Consider the following 18,178-nt stretch of genomic DNA (forward strand, 5'->3'; position numbering starts at 1 on the left):
TTACAGAGGTCGGACAATGGACGTTGATGAAGACGAATACGAAGATGTTGTTTGGGATGCTCCACTGCCCGATAATGAGTATTCTCCGGGCGAGAAAGTTGTCATTTGGGGTGCGATTGGAATTGGCCTCATTGCCATGGCTGGCCTGATTCTCGCATTCGACACCGTGTGGACGGATACCCTAAAGCCGATCATTTGGGACCCCGTTGTCAAAGATGCTGGTGTTGCGGGGGATGCGGGATATACCCCACAAAATACGGCCATTTACACCCTGAGCATGCTTTCATCGGTCGTCTTACTGCAGGCGATGTTCCGAAAATGGAACCTGCCCAGTGACGAGAAGATGACGCTTGCCCTCATTGCATGGGTCTGTCTTGCACCAGTCATGCGTGTGTTGGAAGATGCAGACTTCTTTTCCTCTTCCCAAGACGTGCTGTTCATTTCACCTCTGATTCATCTTCATTTAGCAGGATGGTTGGTTGGTATTGCGGTGATCAGTCATTTGCTGGGGCGGGCTTGGAACGGCGTCCATGGGGACGAGGCTGAAGAACGTCAATCAACGCTTATTCTTGGGTTCCTCTTCCTTGCGCTGATGGTACAGTGGTATTGGCTTTACAGGCCTGCATACCTTGACCATCCAGAATCTTCCTTTTCCGTCGCACTCGCAGGACTGATTGTTGCCTGTTTGATGATGTGGTTCACGATGGCACAAACGCGTGGATGGGAAGCCATCACACGAGGGATGTTGTCCTTTGCAGTTGGAGCGATTGTCCTCGGGCTTGGCCATTGGGGTCAATTCATATCGACACCTTGGGCACAGGAGAGCGGTCGTGTTTCCAATGATGTCACGTTGTGGCCTGTTTTCATCGTGCTGGGGCTACCTGCCTTGATTTGCTGGTTCATGTATCGGGCAGGGAGGGAAGATGCGCTCCAACTCAAGTTAACCGGGTATACTGCGGGTGTACTCCCACAAGGCATTGGCCTGAAAGAATGGGAAAGTCAACCCGAAAAGTGGGCATCACATCCCGTTGAATTTCTGTCAAACAAAGCGCTTCTTGCACACCCAATGGTCCTCGGTATGGTCTTTGGGCAATTGTCCGATGGGTTTGCTACGATGATGGGGATTGATTTCTTTGGATACGGAGAAAAGCACCCAGTGAGTGATGCAGTGATACAATTCGGTGGGCGAATCAATGACGTGATTGGAATCTCATGGGGCGAAGGAGCCTGGTTCTTTGCCATCATAAAGGGCGTTTTGGTCGGTCTTATCGTCTGGCTTTTCGTCCAGATGCGGGTTGAACAGCGACAACAACATTTCAGACTCTTAATCGTCCTTGCAGTGTTGATTGTCGGGTTGGCTCCAGGCCTCAGAGACATTGGTCGGTTGATGCTTGGGGTTTGAACTCAGGGTGTTCTCTCCGCTTCAATTGGATTCCATGCAATTAAATGCGACACTGCCTTGGCTGAAAGTGAGGCGTTGAGATGGACCGTTTACCAAGTCGGGTGAATCGTGCAGACCCTGAATTTTCCGAACGCAAGAAGCACAATGAAGCGTTGATTGCTCAATTGCGTGAACGCCTTGCTACCGCTTCGAACGGAGGCGGTGGGAAATACGTCGATCGACATCGTTCACGGGGGAAACATCTGCCGAGGGAGCGAATCGAGCGTATCATTGACCCAGGAACGGCATTTTTGGAACTCTCTCCCCTTGCGGCTCACGAACTTTACGACGGTAGAGCCCACTCTGCGGGCATCGTGACGGGTATTGGAATGGTTCACGGACGTGAGTGCCTCTTCGTAGCCAACGATGCAACCGTCAAAGGCGGCTCATATTATCCAATGACGGTCAAGAAACACATCCGAGCACAAACCGTAGCTCACGAGAACAACCTGCCCTGCATCTACCTCGTTGACTCTGGCGGTGCCTTTTTGCCCATGCAAGACGAGGTATTTCCTGATATTGGTCATTTCGGACGCATTTTCCGCAACCAGGCTCGCATGTCAGGGGATGGGATTCCTCAGGTTGCAGCCGTCTTGGGCTCGTGTACGGCAGGTGGGGCTTATGTCCCTGCTATGTCGGATGAATCCATCATCGTCAAAGGAAACGGAACTATTTTTCTTGCAGGCCCCCCTCTGGTCAAAGCCGCTACCGGGGAGGAAGTTACTGCTGAAGACCTCGGAGGCGCAGAGGTTCACACGGTTCAATCCGGTGTTGCTGACCATTTTGCTGAGGATGAGGATGAGGCCTTACGCATGGTTCGAAACGTTGTTGAAAACCTTGGCCCTCGTTCCCTTGCTGCTGCAGCCAGCAGCGAGCCCGAGGAACCGGCACATGATGTTGAAGACCTCCTGGGGTTGATTCCATCGGACAACAGAACTCCAGTTGATATTCGTGAACTCATCGCTCGAATCGTTGATGGTTCGCGATTCCATGAATTTAAGGCACGGTACGGGACCACATTGGTCTGTGGATTCGCACACATTCACGGCCACAAGGTTGGTATTGTCGCCAACAACGGCATTCTCTTCTCCGAGTCATCCCTCAAAGGAGCGCATTTTGTTGAATTGTGCGGACAAAGAGGCATCCCTCTCATCTTCCTTCAGAACATCACCGGTTTCATGGTTGGCCAAGCGTATGAGGCTGGAGGAATTGCAAAAGATGGTGCTAAACTCGTTACTGCAGTATCCTGCGTGAGCGTACCCAAATTCACCGTCATCATCGGTGGTTCTCACGGCGCTGGAAATTACGGTATGTGCGGCCGGGCTTATGACCCACGTTTCCTCTTTATGTGGCCCAACAGCCGAATCTCCGTTATGGGCGGACCTCAAGCAGCCGATGTCCTCGCCACGGTCAAACAAGACCAACGGCAGCGAGAAGGATTGCCTCCACTGGAGGGCGATGAACTCCAAGCATTCCGCCAACCCATTCTCGACAAATACGAAACCGAAGGCAGCCCGTATTATTCAACCGCCCGTCTTTGGGACGATGGCATCATTGATCCAAGGGATACACGAGACGTACTCGGGCTCTGCTTGGCTTCTGCCCGTAATGCCCCCCTCCCCGACAACCGGTACGGGATTTTCAGGATGTAAGTTTTCAATATAATATTCAAAAATGCAATTGGAGAATTTTAGATGATTTCAATGGAACAACCCCCCGAAACCGAATTGGTATCAATCGAAATCAATGAGGCCATTTGTCACTTAAAACTCAATCGTGAGGCGAAATTTAACGCCCTCAACGTTCAACTCATTACCGAACTTTGTACCTTGTTTGATTGGACTGCGGAACGAAGCGTTGGGCGTCAGGGCGACTTGCACGATAGCAACGGGAACCCCTTCTTACGCATCATCGTCCTGTCAGGCGCTGGGCGCCATTTCTGCGCTGGTGCAGACATCAACATGATGCGAGATGCGGGAGCAAATACCGCCGAAGAGAATCGTAGGGATTCAGAACGGTTGGATCGCTTGTTCAACGGACTTTGGGCTCATCCATGCTTTACCATCGGAGCCGTGCAAGGCGTGGCTCTTGGCGGAGGGGCTGGTCTTGTTGCCTGCCTTGACCATGTCATCGCCACTTCAAATGTCAAAATAGCACTTTCAGAGGGTAAACTCGGAATTCTCCCAGCAGTTATTGGCCCCTATGTCTACCGTCGCCTGGGTTCTGCCTGCTTTCGGCGCCTAGCCATGCAGGCAAGTCGAATTGGTTCAGAAGAAGCGTTGCGCACTGGTTTCATCGAACAAGTTGTTGACGACACCGATGCGTTGCCTGCAGCAATTGACAGTCTGGCCAAAGAAGTACTTTCCACTGGCCCATGTGCAGTTTCTCTGGCCAAAGAACTGACGCTAAACTTCGACCGATGGACTGGAAGTGACGACGGATTACGCGATTACACCCTTGATTTCACCAGTAAAATGCGTGGCTCACATGAAGGACAAGAAGGCTTGTCTTCATTCCTTGAAAAGCGCCAACCTAACTGGAAGCCTGAAGAAAACGAATGAGGTTTGACCATGATCGCCAAAGTTCTCGTCGCCAACCGAGGTGAAATTGCGTGCCGTATTCTTCGGGCATGCCGAGAAGCTGGAATTCAAACCGTAGCGGTTTGCGCTCCAAACGACCAAGGAACTTTATTCACCGAAATGGCTGATGAACTTGTTGTGTTGGATGGGGACACCATCGCCACGACCTATCTTGACCAAGAACAAATCATCCAAGCTGCGCTTTCAACCGGCTCGGACGCCATACATCCTGGATTCGGATTCCTTTCCGAACGAGCACCGTTTGCACGTTCGGTCAAACAGTCCGGTATCATTTGGATTGGACCCTCACCCGAAGCCATTGAACAGATGGGCGACAAAATGACTGCACGCCAAACAATGCGTAGTGCTGGCGTCCCTGTGATTCCAGGTGAAGAAGTTGAAAGCGAGGATGAAAATGAAGCCATGGACGCTCTTCTCGAAGCTTCAGAACGGGTTGGTTATCCACTGCTACTCAAAGCATCAAGCGGCGGCGGAGGAAAGGGTATGCGTGCTGTTTACGACCCCTCCGATTTCCTCCAATCCGCAGAAGGGGCGCGTCGTGAGGCCTTGGCTGCATTTGGTGACGGCCGAATTTACATTGAGCGGCTTTTGAACGGCTCAAAGCACATTGAGATTCAGGTTCTCGCTGACCGCCACGGCAGAACAATCCATCTTGGGGAACGAGAATGCAGCGTTCAACGCCGCCATCAAAAGGTGTTTGAAGAGGCCCCTGGGCCCACGATGACAGGCGAACTAAGAGAGGCGATGGGGCAAGCTGCCATTCAGGCAGCGCAAGCCGTCTCCTATGAGGGGGCAGGAACAGTGGAATTCCTCTTAGCACCCTCCGGTGAGTTTTTCTTTTTGGAGATGAACACAAGGATTCAGGTGGAACATCCGGTAACGGAACTCGTCACAGGAACCGACATTGTACGAGAACAGTTGAGAATTGCTTCAGGGCTACCCATGTCGTGCGGAGACTTGAGCATTCGAGGGCACGCTATTGAGGTTCGACTTTATGCGGAAGATGCAGCCAATAATTTCCTACCATCCATTGGCCCTCTTGCAGTATTTAGGCCTCCTGAAGGGCCAGGAATACGCCTTGATACCGGTGTTCGAGAAGGAGATAACGTAACGCCAAATTACGACCCAATGCTCGCAAAACTCATCGTTTGGGCACCATCGCGTGAAGAGGCACTGCAACGGATGCGCCGCGCTTTGGACGATTTTGTCATTTTAGGCACGACCACAAACGTGCGCTTCCTTCGGGAACTGTGTGATGCCCAACCCATTGTCGACGGGACGACCACAACAACGACCATCGACGAACATTGGCCTAACGGGTGGACTCCAGCCGTCGCCTCCCTCCTTGAAGACGCATCTTTGCTAGCAGCTGCGGCAGGAGAGACCATGGGTTTGCACCGAACAAGCACCTCCAGCCTTGATGGCGAATCACAAGGTTTGCCGAGCCCATTTTCAACCTTGAATCGGAGGTATCCTTGATGCAACATCAGTTCTCCTCTTCAAACGGTCCAATAGAGGTGACCTTAACTCGCATGGATTCCGGCTTTTCACTCGCTGGTCACACTCTTGAACCAACGGGAGATGGGCGTCTAAAGATTCGCCTATCCGATGGCCGAACCGCATACGCACACGTGGCTAAAGTCGGGGACGTGTGGTGGGTCCACCTCGCCGGCCAGACCTATCGTTGGGAGCGGATAGAACCGGGCTCAACCTCTTCGCAACACGAAGGCGGTTTGGTAGCCCCCATGCCGGGGAAAGTCCTGGACGTTCTTGTGAAAACAGGTCAAGAAGTTCAAGCAGGTACTCCCTTGATGGTTCTCGAAGCGATGAAAATGGAGCATCGTATCGTTGCAGCAAAAGACGGAGTTGTTGCCGCAATTCACTTTGAAGCAGGAGATCAGGTGACTCAAGGTGCTGTTTTGTTGGAACTTAACGAGTAAATGCCTCAACGGTTTCTCCAATCGCCGCTCTCGATAATGATTTCTTCTGAGGTTGGGAGGTTGGTGATGTACGCCCATGCCCATCGCTCTCCTCCCTCGGTCGTGATGCTCAACACCGCACGATGATACAGCCCCTCATGGTCGTCATACGACGCGAATCCTTCGATTTCATCGAGTCGTTTCAGCGTGTTAGCGATGTCTTTACAACGGTAGAACTCTCCAACGACGTTTCCTTTTCCTTGCACCCGTAATCCAGGGTATGCTCCATGGTCATAGAGTGTGCCGCGAACAGTAGCAGGTTCCATGTTACCATCCGCAGCCTCAGCCATGATGCTTGAACGGGATTCTCCTTGGCGGAGCGTACCGTAGACAAACACTCCATTCAGAAACTTTTTATCATGCATATCATCAATTGCATAATTTAAATGTTCAATTGGTAATTTATTCCTTGATAAATTCCGTTGTATCAACTCAACATACGAGGCATCAGGTTGTTCATAATCCTCAGAACATCGGTGTTTCTGAACGGTGTAGGTAATTGCTTGTCTCAATCTACCGCTACCATCAACCACGGTCACGTTTCTTCGCTCGTAGGCGTAGGGCAGCCCTTCCTTTTCATCGATTGCAGTGAGGGTTTTTTCGTCCACTTCAAACAACAATCCAGGTACAACCGAACCACGTCCAGCCGGAACAACATCTGCAGCACCCGCCTTTCTGCTTGTGGAAAAATAATGAAATTGAAGCGTATAGTCGGGAAGCCAAGCGGTTCCGAGTTCAATCAATCCTGAAGGTTCAGCGCCGTGATCTGAGCACCATCGCACCCAATCCTTGCGGTCCATGTTTGACCCGTAGCCAAAGTACAGTTGTTTGTTGCTCATAATCCGTTATTACGATGACGATATTTCAACCCACGGCATCTTGATGACTTGGACATTCAACCCGATGTGTAGAAGTTTCAAACAGGCGGTTATAAGGAAAGAAGATGTGCGAAAATCATGCGAAATCCTTTCATGATGTTAACCGAAGTCAGTGTCGAACATCCAAAGAAGGCCTTTGGAGCCATTATGCTGGCCGTTTTCCTGCTTGCCTCAGGTGCAATGCACCTTCAATTTGATAACAGTGAAGACGGTTTTTTCCCCGACGATCCAAGCGTTGACCTGCTCAACGAAGTCGAGGGCGAATACCGCTCAAACATTGATTTCATCCGTGTCATTGATGAAATTGAGGAAAACGACCTCCTGGTAGGGGATACGTGGACGCATCTCGCTGCGATCGAAGCGATCATGTTGAACGATACAAATTTCCAGCCCTATCATTTCCCGCTGTTCGGCACTCAGGCGAACAACGGCCCAGCAAGCAACGCCATGCAATGGCAGATGCTTCAAGACGAAACTACCGCATCAGAATGGTTGGTACCGCTCCAAAATGCCATTGTTGAGGTTCTCAGCGCACAGGGACAAGAGAACCTCACAGCAGCACTTTCCAACCTCTCCGCCTCAGCCCTTAACATACCTGCTGTTGAGCCTGTAACTGCCCAACGGCTCACCGATTGGGATGCAGGAACACCGGCTGAATGGCTCCCTCGACTTGACTCAGGTGCTAACCTCTCCGATGAATTGGGACTTTTGACGGGCCAACTGCAGAGCGCATCTGTCGGACGGGAATCTGCTGAAACAGGACAAATAATGGCAGTCATCGGACCCATTCAAGGACAAATTGGACCGCTCTTGGGCCTTCAGAGCGTTGACTTCCGGACCGGTATCCTATCCTCCCTGCCCGGTGAGGATTCGAGCAACCCGTGGGTGAGCGACGGACCAATTCTCGTTACGTTGGTGGTTTCCAGCGAACCTGCTGACTTTGGCTACGACGTGCTTGATAACGTTCAAACCGACCTTACCGCATGGGCAGAAGCTCTCGAAATCACCCTCGCTGAGGAGACTGGAGATGAGGAATTACGTACCTTTTCGTTTGCACAATTTGCTGAGAACTCCTCTGCAACAGTAGGGAAGGAAATCGGTATTCTTACCAGCGCTGCACTGCTGCTTTTGGGTATTATTCTCTGGTTCAATTTCCGCAGCGTACGTGAAACCGCCTATGTTCTAAGCCTTACAGTGACGGCCATCCTCGCCACCTATGGGTTGTCCGGATGGCTGCAGTTTGCGGGCGTTCCAATGACGTTCAATGCCGCCATGAATTCCATACCAGTACTGCTGCTTGCCATCGGTGTGGATTACGGCCTCCACGTCGTTATACGGATTCGAGAGGAACTCCACGATGAAGAACAGCGAAACCCCATGGGTCGTGAAACCCTCAGGGATTTTGATTTCGCCATTCGCCAAAAAGCCATTCGTCAGGGGACCATTCTCACATCCATTGCCCTTCTTATTGCTATCTTTACCGATATCGTAGGTTTCCTTTCCTTCCGGCTATCCAGCCTAGCATTTTTGCAAGTGTTTGGAACAGTCATCGCTATCGGTCTATTTTTCATCTATCTCTTGAGCATATCAGCACTCCCTGCTTTGATGCTTATTTTGCCTCCAAAGCGGCTTCCTCTCACCAAAGCCAGCAAGGTAAAAATCGGGCCTATCAGCAACAATATTGCAACCCTTTCTCAACGACCCAAAATGGTCGGAGTGATCGCCGTCATTTTGCTTGTTCCGATGTTCTTTGGCTTCCAGCAATTGGAAGTAGCCTTCGAACAACGGGACCAACTCGACACCTCCGTTCCGGTAGTGGGTGACTTTTTGCTGATTAGTGACGAATTTGGGACAAGCCGTTCACCGCTTTACATCGTTCTTGATGGCGATATTATGTCCGAATCAGGCAGGAATGCCTGGCGGGTCGCTTCGGAAGATCTCAGTTCAAATCCAGACGTTAACGGCGTTCCCAACGGGTTGTGGGATGTTCTTGAACAAGCAAGATTGCAGGACAGTGGCCTCGACAGTCTTCTCACATCAATCGACGACGGTAACGATAATGCATGGCTGGCTCTTGAAACATGGGCCCTGGAAAATACTACCGGCATTGAGATGACAAAGAGCCTTCTCGCACGGGACGGGGGCCAAACCGTCATCTCCTTCCAAGCTGAAACCCTGGATTGGGCTGCAACAGTTGCCTTTGCTGAACGAATGGAAGCAGCCCTCGTCGTGATGTCGGGAGATATCGATGAGAGTTTCACATTGCGCCTGAGTGGACGCAGCCTCATCAATGCTCAAACCACTTCTGATGTGGCGAATGCTTCGATTCAGTCTACTGCAATCGTTGCGGTGGTTATTCTTCTGATGCTCACAGGAATTCACACCGTTCGTAACCAGAACAACCTCAAGGAGGGTATGCAACGAGGGTTCGTCTCTTGGATTCCTTTGATGATGGTCGTTGTTTGGGTGTACGGCTTAATGGGCTATACAGGCTACAACATCAATTCTCAAACCGTTACCATCGGCGCTTTATCGCTCGGTCTTGGAGTAGATTATGCAGTTCACTTCACGACTCGGTTAGAGGAAGAAGCCGCACATGCTCCGTTTGGTACACCCCACGAATGGGTCGCTCGGTCAACCGCCACGACAGGGCGCGCCATGGGAGGCGCTGCCTTGACGACCGCGGGAGGATTTGCAGTTCTCAACTTGTCTGCCTTGCTGCCCTTGCGTTTGTTTGGCCAAGCCTTCGTGGTCGCCATCACCCTTGCATTGCTTACGAGCTTGCTCATCCTACCCGCTCTTTACAGCCCCTTCCTCCGCCGGACCGCCGCACTGTCCGCACAACATCAAGGAGCCAGTGAAGAATGAACCGAAAAAATGTGTTTTGGTTTTCATTTTTTGTGGGGCCGCTGATCTTACTCTCCTACATTCGCGGAGTTAATGCTGTCAATGACCCACTGGACTACTGGGGAGGTGTATCTCCCTCAATGCAGCAATTCATCGTGCCGTGGATGTTTGTAGCAGCCGTGGGGTACCTTCTGATGTGGTACCAGTTCTTCTTTGGCTGGACTGAAGACGAAGCAGCAAGCCTACAGTGGCCTGGACGAGAAGTTGATGGAAAGGGAGCGCAACGGTTGTTCTTGCTCTATGCAGCATTTCTCATACCATCCATGCTTTGGATCGATGCGACCCGAATGCACCTTGAGGGACCAAGTCTTCTGTTGACGGTTGTGACCATTGGTCTGCTCCTTACTGCAGGCGTAGCATCCGTTGGATTCGGAGTCCTTGCTTGGTCGTCTCGGGAGACTCTGCCCCATGCTAACCGTGTGGTCATTGGTTCTGTTATGCTCTCGATTCAATGCACCTTTTGGGACGGAATCTATTGGGTCGTCATGTTTCCCTGGTGAGAACAGCGATTCAAATAGTCAATGACCGAGTTAGACCCATGAAGAACCTCGTTGTCCTAGTTCTATGTGTGGTCAGCATCATCGTTCTTGCGGGTTGTACTGCTCCTGTAGAAATCGATGCAATGGAGTCCACAGAATCAGAAGAATCCACCCCAATCCCCTCAAAATTATCGTTTATTGCACCAACGTTGGACCGAGCAGAAGACCTCGGAAGTCAGCATGATTTACGCAACAGTTTTGATGGACCCATTCTGATGCTATGGGTAGCATCCGGATGCAGTGGATGTCACGACTGGACAGACCTCATACGCAGTGAAATGAACGCTGGAAACATTTCAAACACAACCACCATCATTTCTGTCCATCGTTATCCTGAGTTTGAAACGAAGGAAGACATGGAGCTTCGGTACGGGAACGACTCCAGCGAACATTATGCTCCATGGCCAGTGCTTCTTCCAGACGCTTCAACCACGGTGATCGACCGCGAAACCGGGCGCATGACGGACGTTGGTCTGGTCACCGCCTTTGGGGAGCCGGTGACCCCAACCTTGCAAGTCATTGACAGTGAAGGCGGAATCGCATGGACATCCAGTAAATACTGGGCCAACACCACCGTATTAGAGGAAGCATTGAACATCATGGCCCAACAAGAAGGGATACAATGACGACAATGATCAACGCCCTTTTTTGGTTTTCCAGCCTGTATATACTGCCGTTTTGGCTGATGATGTGGTTTGCTCCTCAACATGAGCGAACGAAACAGATGATGAGCAACGAGTGGCTCTTTTTGGCTCCCCTTTTGCTCGCATACACGATAGCCGTCATACCAAACCTCCCATCCATTCTCTTGGCTTTGAGCAGCGAAATGCCGACTCCTGAATCAGTGATTGATATGTTCTCCGACGAAAGAGTCATCCTCATCGGATGGCTTCACTTTCTTGCCTTTGACCTGCTGGCAGGGCGATGGACATGGGAGCGTTTGGTGGAGGCAAAGCAACCAATTTTTGTAAGCATGCCCGTCTTGTTCCTCAGCATGATGGTCGCACCGTTAGGTTGTTTAGTCGGGCTCTTTGTCAACCGTGTTGCGATAACAACGGAATGATTATTCCTTCCACGTACCGTGGAAATCTTCTGCATTGTCAACCCGAATGAAGAGGTCCAGCGATGACCATACAAGGCTGTTAAATCCGCTCGCCATTTCCTCTTCACCGCCTGCTTTAGCCGTCATGAATTCAAGGGTGTCAGATGGAGAGTGCCACTCCTGCCAGAATGAGATTTCCCCACCTGGGCTGAAGAAATTGAAGGTGGGGTAACCTTCGGAGAAGAATGCACAGTGGTCTGAGGCACACGATTCAGCAATGTTCCACATGATCGGATTCCCTTCAGTTGGTTCATAGGCGAGGTCGTCCTCAATGGTCTGTCCAACCCAATCATGCATCCGATTCATGTTCTCGTCACTTGCCCCAGCAATATCGATGCTCCAATCGTACCGAGTTGCTGAGAATATTTCCCCTCCAGGTCCAATGAGAGGTTCGGTTCGGGGTACGATTGGATAGTTGAGAGAAACCATGTCAAAATTCATGTATGCTTTGACCGAGACGTTCTCGGGCAGGTGGGCTACATAAGCAAGGGAGCCCAAGAGGCCCTCTTCTTCACAAGCCCAGAGTCCGGCAACCACAGTGTGGTCAAATTCCATCTGTGCAAGGGCTTGGGCCATCTCAAGAGAAACGGTAGAGCCTGAGGTATCGTCGTTGGCCCCTTCATTGGTTCCACCGCCTGGAGGAGTGAACATGTAGGCGATGTCAAAATGCCCCCCTACGACAATGTACTCGTCTGGATTAACGCGTCCCCAGTTGTATCCAACAACGTTGAGTTGGTCAGGGTCGTCATCGTAGCGTGTTACTTCAACAAAGTCAAAGCCCATTCCTCTCATGTTTTCGGCCATGGCTTCTGCTGCGGCTTCGTATGCTGCGCCTCCTTCGTGAACTGAAGCTGAGCCACACCAACGGTTGTTGTAAGATGAAGTGAGCATGTCGATGGTGTCATAGGCCCTGCGCCCATCAACCAACATCAACTCTTGACTGTCTTCTAGCACAAGAGTCGCGTTCCATGCTTGGTCGCCTGCGGAAATATTCAGTTCGACAGTATCCCTTTCGGAGTCCAGAATCAGCATGGTGATTTCGGTTTGGGAGGCAGGAAGCGTGTAGTTCACATCATCTCTCAGCACCCCAAACTCATCCTGGAAAAATGCTCCAGGAGAACGACTGATGGTCCAATCAACGGTACTGTCAACGGATAGAGTGTAGAATTGTCCTCTTGCAGCCGTCATGGATTGCGTGTCATCAATTTCTAATGTTGCAACGACCTTTGCATCGCCGTCTTCACCAAAACAACCCGAAAGCGGTGCAAGAAGGAACAACGTTAGGACAAAAAAGATTTGAATTGATTGTTTCATTGGTTCAGCCCCATGTGCACGGCTCCAAAACCGTTTGGCCTCCCATAAAGGGTTGGAGAACTTCAGGTATACGCACCCTGCCGTCTTCAAGTTGATTTTGTTCCATGATGGCCACCAATGCACGAGATGTTGCGACTGCGGTTGAATTAAGCGTGTGAGCAACCGGTTGATTTGGATGCCCAGGTTGCCCGTAACGAATGGACAAGCGGTTGGCTTGATAATCGGTGCAATTCGAGCAAGAGACGATTTCTTTGTACTGGTCTGCTCCTGGAATCCATGCCTCCAAATCGTATTTCTTTGCAGCCACTGTACCCATATCTCCAGTACAGATGTTGACGATTTCATAATGAATGTCCAAACTGTTCCATAAGTCAACACAATTGGTGAGCAGTTCTTCGTGGAGGGCCCAAGAGTCTTCGGGCTTTGCGATGATGACTTGTTCAATTTTTGTGAATTGATGAACTCTCCATATACCGAGGTCGGATTGGCCGTGACTTCCGACTTCTCTTCGGAAGCAGGATGAAACTCCCACCATGCGCAACGGAAGCATGTCCTCGTGGATGGTTTCGTCCATGTACATAGCGGTGAGCGGGTGCTCAGAAGTTGCGATCATGTAGAATTGGTCGGGCTCGACGCCATACATCACGGTTTCAAAATCTGCGAGGTCCGTGACCCCTTCGTAGGCTTCACGGTTCATCATTACGGGAGGTTGAACGAAGGTGAAGTCACGTTGCTGTAAGAATTCCACAGCATAATGCTGGAGGGCAAACTCCAGTCGGGCAAGGTCTCCCTTGAGGAAAAAGAAACGGCTTCCTGTGATTTTTGCCGCCCGTTTGAGGTCCACCCAACGGTTCATCTCAATCAGCTCATTATGGGTTCGGACGTCGAAATCAAACTCAGGCTTCGTACCGTGGACAGCGTGAACTGTGTTGCCTGACTCATCGGCTCCCTCGGGTACGTCAGTGTGGAGAATGTTGGGAATTGACATTCGGATATTGTCACGCTGGGCCATGGCCTCGTTTGTTTTGGCTTCCATTGCGGCAATCCTGCTGCCCAAATCCGCTACTTGAGCAAGAATCGCTTGAGCAGCCTCATTATCTCCTGCTTTTTTTGCCGCACCGATCCCACGGGCTGCTTCATTTTTCTCTCTGCGTAACTGGTCGGTTTCGTGAAGAGCGTTTCGCCATTCTTGGTCGAGTTGAATGACTTTGTCGATGTTGTCTTGTGGAATTCCTCGCTTGGTGTGGTCTGCTCGGATTCGTTCCGGATGTTCGCGAAAGAGTTGCATGTCCAACATGTTGATCACCAGGAGATATTGAATTGAAGAATTTCACTACCCAAAAACAGGAAGCCGCCTACGAAGTAACCGAGAATGGCTCCACCGTTGAGCAGTGGAAGTCCAGCTTGGGCTTTCCCACGAGCAACATAGGTCATCAGAGCGAAGTAGCCGAGTAAGCCCCCGATGAGGGTTGATACTGCAACTTGAGTTGCTGCACTAGGGGCCAGGTATTGCAGTGCTGAAAGAACGAGCATACCTGGGAAAATAATGTCTCCAAGACCCATAAACATAGCTTCTGTTGAAGGCTTTTTCTTGCGCTTGGCCTGAACCTTATCCGAGAGTACCCGCTTCGTTGGAGCGTTTTCTGTTTCTTCAATCAACGAGTAGTTGGTATCTTGAGGTGCGACGAGAAGAATCGGCAAACGCAAGCCGATCATCGTATCTGCAAGGTCGAGCATGTGTTTGGACTTGTAAACCGCCCATGCATCGTAAACGGCTGCAAGAATCATGAAAAGTATGGCCATTGGTGGCTCGAAACTGACACCAAGCAAAGCACAAACACCAGCTCCCAAGAGGACACCAGTGGTATTGACCACGTACCATTCACTGTGGACGTAAAGTAAAATCATGAGGATTGCGGTTACGGCGAGTCCAATCATGGTCGGGCCAGTTCTCAATTGAAGGCCAATTAACGGGAACATGTCTTCTTCCAACGAGCCGGATTGTAGGTCGATCATCAATGTTGTAACGTCCAATTTGATGGAGAGCAATTGATCGGAGTTGCCCTCTACGCTGAGCAAGGTCAAGGTAGAGTCAGCAACAACCGGGAACGAACCCACATTGGCCAGAGAGGTTCCGTAGAGGAGGTAAGCCTCGCTTTCTCCTGTAACCACCAAGTCAGAGTAACCGTTACCGTCCCAGTCGATGATTTGAACCGACGATACGGTCTCGACCAAGGTATCGAGCATCATCCTGTTTTGAACGGTAAATTTCTCGCTGTAGGCAGCAGAACCGTTCCATTCAATCCCAGTAATGTCTCCACTCTCCTCTCCGAGCAGGAGCATGCGTTGGTCATCAGGCAGTGATGAAGCGTTTGAGGTAGCAAATGGAGAGATTCCAACAGCAGTTGATGTGAATGCTGAAGTGCTGTTTTGGAGGTAGGCCATTCGTACTTCTCCATCAAGGCGAGGTGCAAGTGGGTCGTTGACCGAGCCATATTCGTCCAGATGGAGGACACCCGAGGCCGATGGCGTGGCGAGGAACAGCAAGGTGTCATTGAGAAGTTCCGCATGCAATATTCCATCTTTGAAATCGATGTATGGGACGGCCCATTTGGCTTGGAATGTCAGGTTTCCCGGATAATCGTCGAAGGTGTTGTAGCGTACCATTTCAGATGCTGTGTTAAACAAATACAATGCTTCGTCTGTTTTCACTGCAAGGGCGCACCCCGTGATCAATGTTGAGAGGGGTTGTTCCATTCCGCCTTCTCCAGCCTCAAAGCAAGCATAGGACTGTATGAGTTCACCTGTTAGGGAATCAACGGTCCAGGCCCAAGGGCCGCTGGTGAAGGTGAGTATTCCGCCTGATGTTGCCATTCTGACTCTGGAATCTGGCTCGCTGAAGGAGTGGTTGTGTGTCATCGTCCATACGGGCTCTTCCATGCCCGACGAGGCACTCCATGCAGATACAGTAGCATTGATGCGGTCTTCTCCGAAGACGGTTACGGAGGTGATGAACCCGTCATCACCCCAAGCTCCGAGATAATCTCCTTCGATGGAACCCTGTCGGTCCATCTCGAAAGGCTCAGGGTCAAAATCGAGAAGTGCAACGTGAGCGAGAGGAATGGTGCTGTACAACAAAGCAAGCGTTAAAACAACCATCATACCGTATTTGATGATGTAATCCTTCTTGTATTTGGCAAGCAAGATGATGAGTGCTGTGAACATGAAAATTGCGAAGAGTTCGATGGCGACATAACGAACTTGGCTTGCTCCAGATGAGCCAAATGCCTTGAGTTCACCAACGTCATAATACGGTCGCATGAAGCTGGCCAGGGCGATGGTTACAACGAACATACCCGCCATTGCGGTCATTCCAACCCACTGCTCTTTGAGGAGTTCAACGAGGGTATCTTCCCTTCTGAGTTCGTCCTCAACTTGAGCGAACCGGTCGTTTTGGCGAGGCGTGCCTTTCACGTTAGCCTCATCGGTCATGCCTCTGCGAGTGCTCTCTCTCATATCAGCCTCGCGTTTGTAGGACACTCAAGAATGCGAAGGAAAGAGGCTATGGAAGACAACCGGCTGCAAGGACCATGGTGGGCCAAAAACCAGTTCGGATTTGGCTTGAAGAAACCAAACATCTCGGAATGGCTCTTGGCTTAACCAATACGGCGAAGGCTGTTGAAGCGCTTCAACTCCCAGCATCTTCATTCACGACGGTTCACGTCGCAGGAAGCAACGGCAAAGGGACCACTTGTGCAATGCTTTGTACTGCGCTTACCAATCAAGGGGTTTCGAATCTTTTGTTCTCATCCCCGCACTTGGTTCGTGTTGAAGAACGGATTCGATTGAACGGTGTTCCGATTCACGCCGATGTCATGAATCGCGCTCTTGAAGCAGTCAGGAGGGCAACTTCGGCAAACAACATCACAGTCACCTTCTTTGAGGTGACTTTTCTTGCCTCCCTGGTTATTGCAAATGAAGCGGGAGTTGAGATGATGATTCTTGAAACTGGCTTAGGCGGCCGCTTGGACGCAACGCGTGTTTCCAAGGCCGATGTTTGCATCTTGACCTCAATCGCTCTGGAACATACCGATATTCTCGGAAGCCAACCAACCAAGATTGCTCGTGAAAAGGCTGCAATCGCTCGGGCCTTCCGACCCTTGGTTGTTCGCGCCCCAGACGATCAAGAGGTTTTGGAAGCCATAGAGGAAACAGCGTCAAATGCTGGAATGAAACTTCTTGGCGAAGAAGTCGGCCCTGCCGACCTCGTTATGGTCAACATTCCAACAGGGACGACGTATCGTGAGGAAGCAAAACTACTGGTCAATGCCGTTTGGCCCTGCCTCGCCGGCGTCAACACCCAGTTGGAGCCGGATACCAGCAATTGCATTTGGCCTGCTCGAATGCAGTTTGTTGAATCACAACGTTCCTTTGAACCCCATTTTCTCCTTGATGGAGCGCATAATCCAAGCGGTCTGGAGCGAGCTGTAGAAGAACTCCATCACCGGCCTGAAATTCAAAGGGGAGATTGGGTTCTTTTGTTTGGCACCTCTCCACAGGTTGATTTGGAAGAGGCAGTATCACACATCATTCAACTTTGCACATCAAATCCACCTTCAGGCATTATTCTAAGCGAACCTCAAGGGGGACGCTACCCTGCAGTTCCGGTGATTGAACTCAACAGTTTGTTTTCTTCCCTTGGAATTCAACCGTCGTTGCATCCGATGCCCAAGGATGCGGTAGAGCATGCTCAAGCGGTATATGATCAATCGATTCTGGTGGTTTCGATTGGGTCGCTTTACATGCAAGGGAACGTCTTGACCTCCTTGGGTGTGGACACAAACGAGGACTTGAGTTTTGTAGCGAAGCACTGATAGAAGTGCGGCTGGTGTGAGGAGTTGGTGAGCCAATGAAGGACAAGCATCTAGCTATTAGAATTCAACAATGTCTTGCCCTTGCTGAAGCCTCAAATTGCCCTCGGCGTACCTTTGGTGCTCTGTTGGTTGACCCTGAGCGCAACGTCGTTCTCATGGACGGGTACAACGGCGGCCCTCGTGGCGGTGGGCGCTTGTGCGGTGGCGAAGAATGTTTACGCGACACCATGAACATCACATCGGGTACTCGGGTTGAGATTGGATGCCATCATGCTGAAATGAATTTGATTTGCAATGCTGCTGCTAACGGTGTTTCAACCAACAAGGCATGGCTTATCGTAACAGGTGAACCTTGTATGATGTGCGCAAAACTGATCCATCATGCAGGAATTTCTCAGGTCGTTATTGTCGATGGCGGTTTCATGGGTGAGAACGGGGTCGGGTATCTGGAAGACCATGGCGTCGTCATCCAACGAACAGAAGGACCTCAAGACCCACGTGCTTAATCGTCAACCAGCCAAGCATATGCTGACACGGTTCGTTT

At 50.8% G+C, this 18,178-nt stretch carries 15 protein-coding genes; 11 read left to right on the plus strand and 4 right to left on the minus strand.

What is annotated here, in order from left to right; all coding sequences use genetic code 11:
• Nucleotides 1-16: 16 nt before the first annotated feature.
• From AAA857_RS04600 to AAA857_RS04620, 5 genes are all read left to right on the plus strand, one after another.
• The gene (locus AAA857_RS04600) at nucleotides 17-1,402 is read left to right on the plus strand and encodes a DUF63 family protein (protein WP_338173590.1); all 1,386 of its coding nucleotides are present in this window, start codon (nucleotides 17-19) and stop codon (nucleotides 1,400-1,402) included.
• A gap of 80 nt (nucleotides 1,403-1,482) precedes the next feature.
• The gene (locus AAA857_RS04605) at nucleotides 1,483-3,093 is read left to right on the plus strand and encodes a carboxyl transferase domain-containing protein (protein WP_338173592.1); all 1,611 of its coding nucleotides are present in this window, start codon (nucleotides 1,483-1,485) and stop codon (nucleotides 3,091-3,093) included.
• A 51-nt stretch (nucleotides 3,094-3,144) separates the two neighbouring features.
• Complete coding sequence (locus tag AAA857_RS04610; protein ID WP_338173595.1) at nucleotides 3,145-4,002, plus strand: enoyl-CoA hydratase-related protein; 858 nt, start codon at nucleotides 3,145-3,147, stop codon at nucleotides 4,000-4,002.
• 9 nt (nucleotides 4,003-4,011) lie between these two features.
• The gene (locus tag AAA857_RS04615; protein WP_338173597.1) at nucleotides 4,012-5,520 is read left to right on the plus strand and encodes a biotin carboxylase N-terminal domain-containing protein; all 1,509 of its coding nucleotides are present in this window, start codon (nucleotides 4,012-4,014) and stop codon (nucleotides 5,518-5,520) included.
• A 53-nt stretch (nucleotides 5,521-5,573) separates the two neighbouring features.
• Nucleotides 5,574-5,981, plus strand: a complete 408-nt coding sequence (locus AAA857_RS04620) for a biotin/lipoyl-containing protein (protein ID WP_338173599.1) — start codon at nucleotides 5,574-5,576, stop codon at nucleotides 5,979-5,981.
• A gap of 5 nt (nucleotides 5,982-5,986) precedes the next feature.
• On the opposite strand, the gene AAA857_RS04625 is transcribed toward AAA857_RS04620, so the two are convergent.
• Nucleotides 5,987-6,859: a gamma-glutamylcyclotransferase gene (locus AAA857_RS04625; RefSeq protein ID WP_338173601.1), complete on the minus strand. Its 873-nt coding sequence runs from the start codon at nucleotides 6,857-6,859 to the stop codon at nucleotides 5,987-5,989.
• A gap of 117 nt (nucleotides 6,860-6,976) precedes the next feature.
• On the opposite strand from AAA857_RS04625, the gene AAA857_RS04630 reads away from it, so the two are divergent.
• The 4 genes from AAA857_RS04630 to AAA857_RS04645 are packed head-to-tail and all read left to right on the plus strand — an operon-like array spanning nucleotide 6,977 to nucleotide 11,407.
• Nucleotides 6,977-9,766: an MMPL family transporter gene (locus AAA857_RS04630; protein ID WP_338173603.1), complete on the plus strand. Its 2,790-nt coding sequence runs from the start codon at nucleotides 6,977-6,979 to the stop codon at nucleotides 9,764-9,766.
• Nucleotides 9,763-10,305, plus strand: coding sequence for a hypothetical protein (locus tag AAA857_RS04635; RefSeq protein WP_338173605.1), 543 nt, complete (start codon nucleotides 9,763-9,765; stop codon nucleotides 10,303-10,305). The genes AAA857_RS04630 and AAA857_RS04635 overlap by 4 nt, the downstream gene beginning before the upstream one ends.
• A 38-nt stretch (nucleotides 10,306-10,343) precedes the next feature.
• A complete protein-coding gene (locus tag AAA857_RS04640) occupies nucleotides 10,344-10,970 on the plus strand; it encodes a hypothetical protein (protein WP_338173608.1) in 627 nt (208 codons plus the stop codon).
• Nucleotides 10,967-11,407 (plus strand): ABA4-like family protein, encoded by a 441-nt coding sequence (locus tag AAA857_RS04645; RefSeq protein WP_338173611.1) that lies wholly within the window; start codon nucleotides 10,967-10,969, stop codon nucleotides 11,405-11,407. The genes AAA857_RS04640 and AAA857_RS04645 overlap by 4 nt, the downstream gene beginning before the upstream one ends.
• On the opposite strand, the gene AAA857_RS04650 is transcribed toward AAA857_RS04645, so the two are convergent.
• The 3 genes from AAA857_RS04650 to AAA857_RS04660 are packed head-to-tail and all read right to left on the minus strand — an operon-like array spanning nucleotide 11,408 to nucleotide 16,252.
• Entirely contained in the window at nucleotides 11,408-12,760 is a 1,353-nt protein-coding gene (locus AAA857_RS04650) for a M28 family peptidase (protein ID WP_338173613.1), read from the minus strand.
• A 4-nt stretch (nucleotides 12,761-12,764) separates the two neighbouring features.
• On the minus strand, nucleotides 12,765-14,048 hold the full coding sequence (gene serS / locus AAA857_RS04655; RefSeq protein WP_338173615.1) for a serine--tRNA ligase: 1,284 nt from the start codon (nucleotides 14,046-14,048) through the stop codon (nucleotides 12,765-12,767).
• A 14-nt stretch (nucleotides 14,049-14,062) separates the two neighbouring features.
• Nucleotides 14,063-16,252: a presenilin family intramembrane aspartyl protease PSH gene (locus AAA857_RS04660; protein WP_338173617.1), complete on the minus strand. Its 2,190-nt coding sequence runs from the start codon at nucleotides 16,250-16,252 to the stop codon at nucleotides 14,063-14,065.
• Nucleotides 16,253-16,350: 98 nt separating this feature from the next.
• On the opposite strand from AAA857_RS04660, the gene AAA857_RS04665 reads away from it, so the two are divergent.
• Together AAA857_RS04665 and AAA857_RS04670 are read left to right on the plus strand one after the other, a co-directional pair.
• Nucleotides 16,351-17,634 (plus strand): Mur ligase family protein, encoded by a 1,284-nt coding sequence (locus tag AAA857_RS04665; protein WP_338173619.1) that lies wholly within the window; start codon nucleotides 16,351-16,353, stop codon nucleotides 17,632-17,634.
• 35 nt (nucleotides 17,635-17,669) lie between these two features.
• The gene (locus tag AAA857_RS04670; RefSeq protein WP_338173621.1) at nucleotides 17,670-18,140 is read left to right on the plus strand and encodes a deaminase; all 471 of its coding nucleotides are present in this window, start codon (nucleotides 17,670-17,672) and stop codon (nucleotides 18,138-18,140) included.
• Nucleotides 18,141-18,178: the final 38 nt, after the last annotated feature.

It is taken from the genome of Candidatus Poseidonia alphae (assembly GCF_943787815.1).
In the GTDB taxonomy this organism is placed as follows: Archaea; Thermoplasmatota; Poseidoniia; order Poseidoniales; family Poseidoniaceae; genus Poseidonia; species Poseidonia alphae.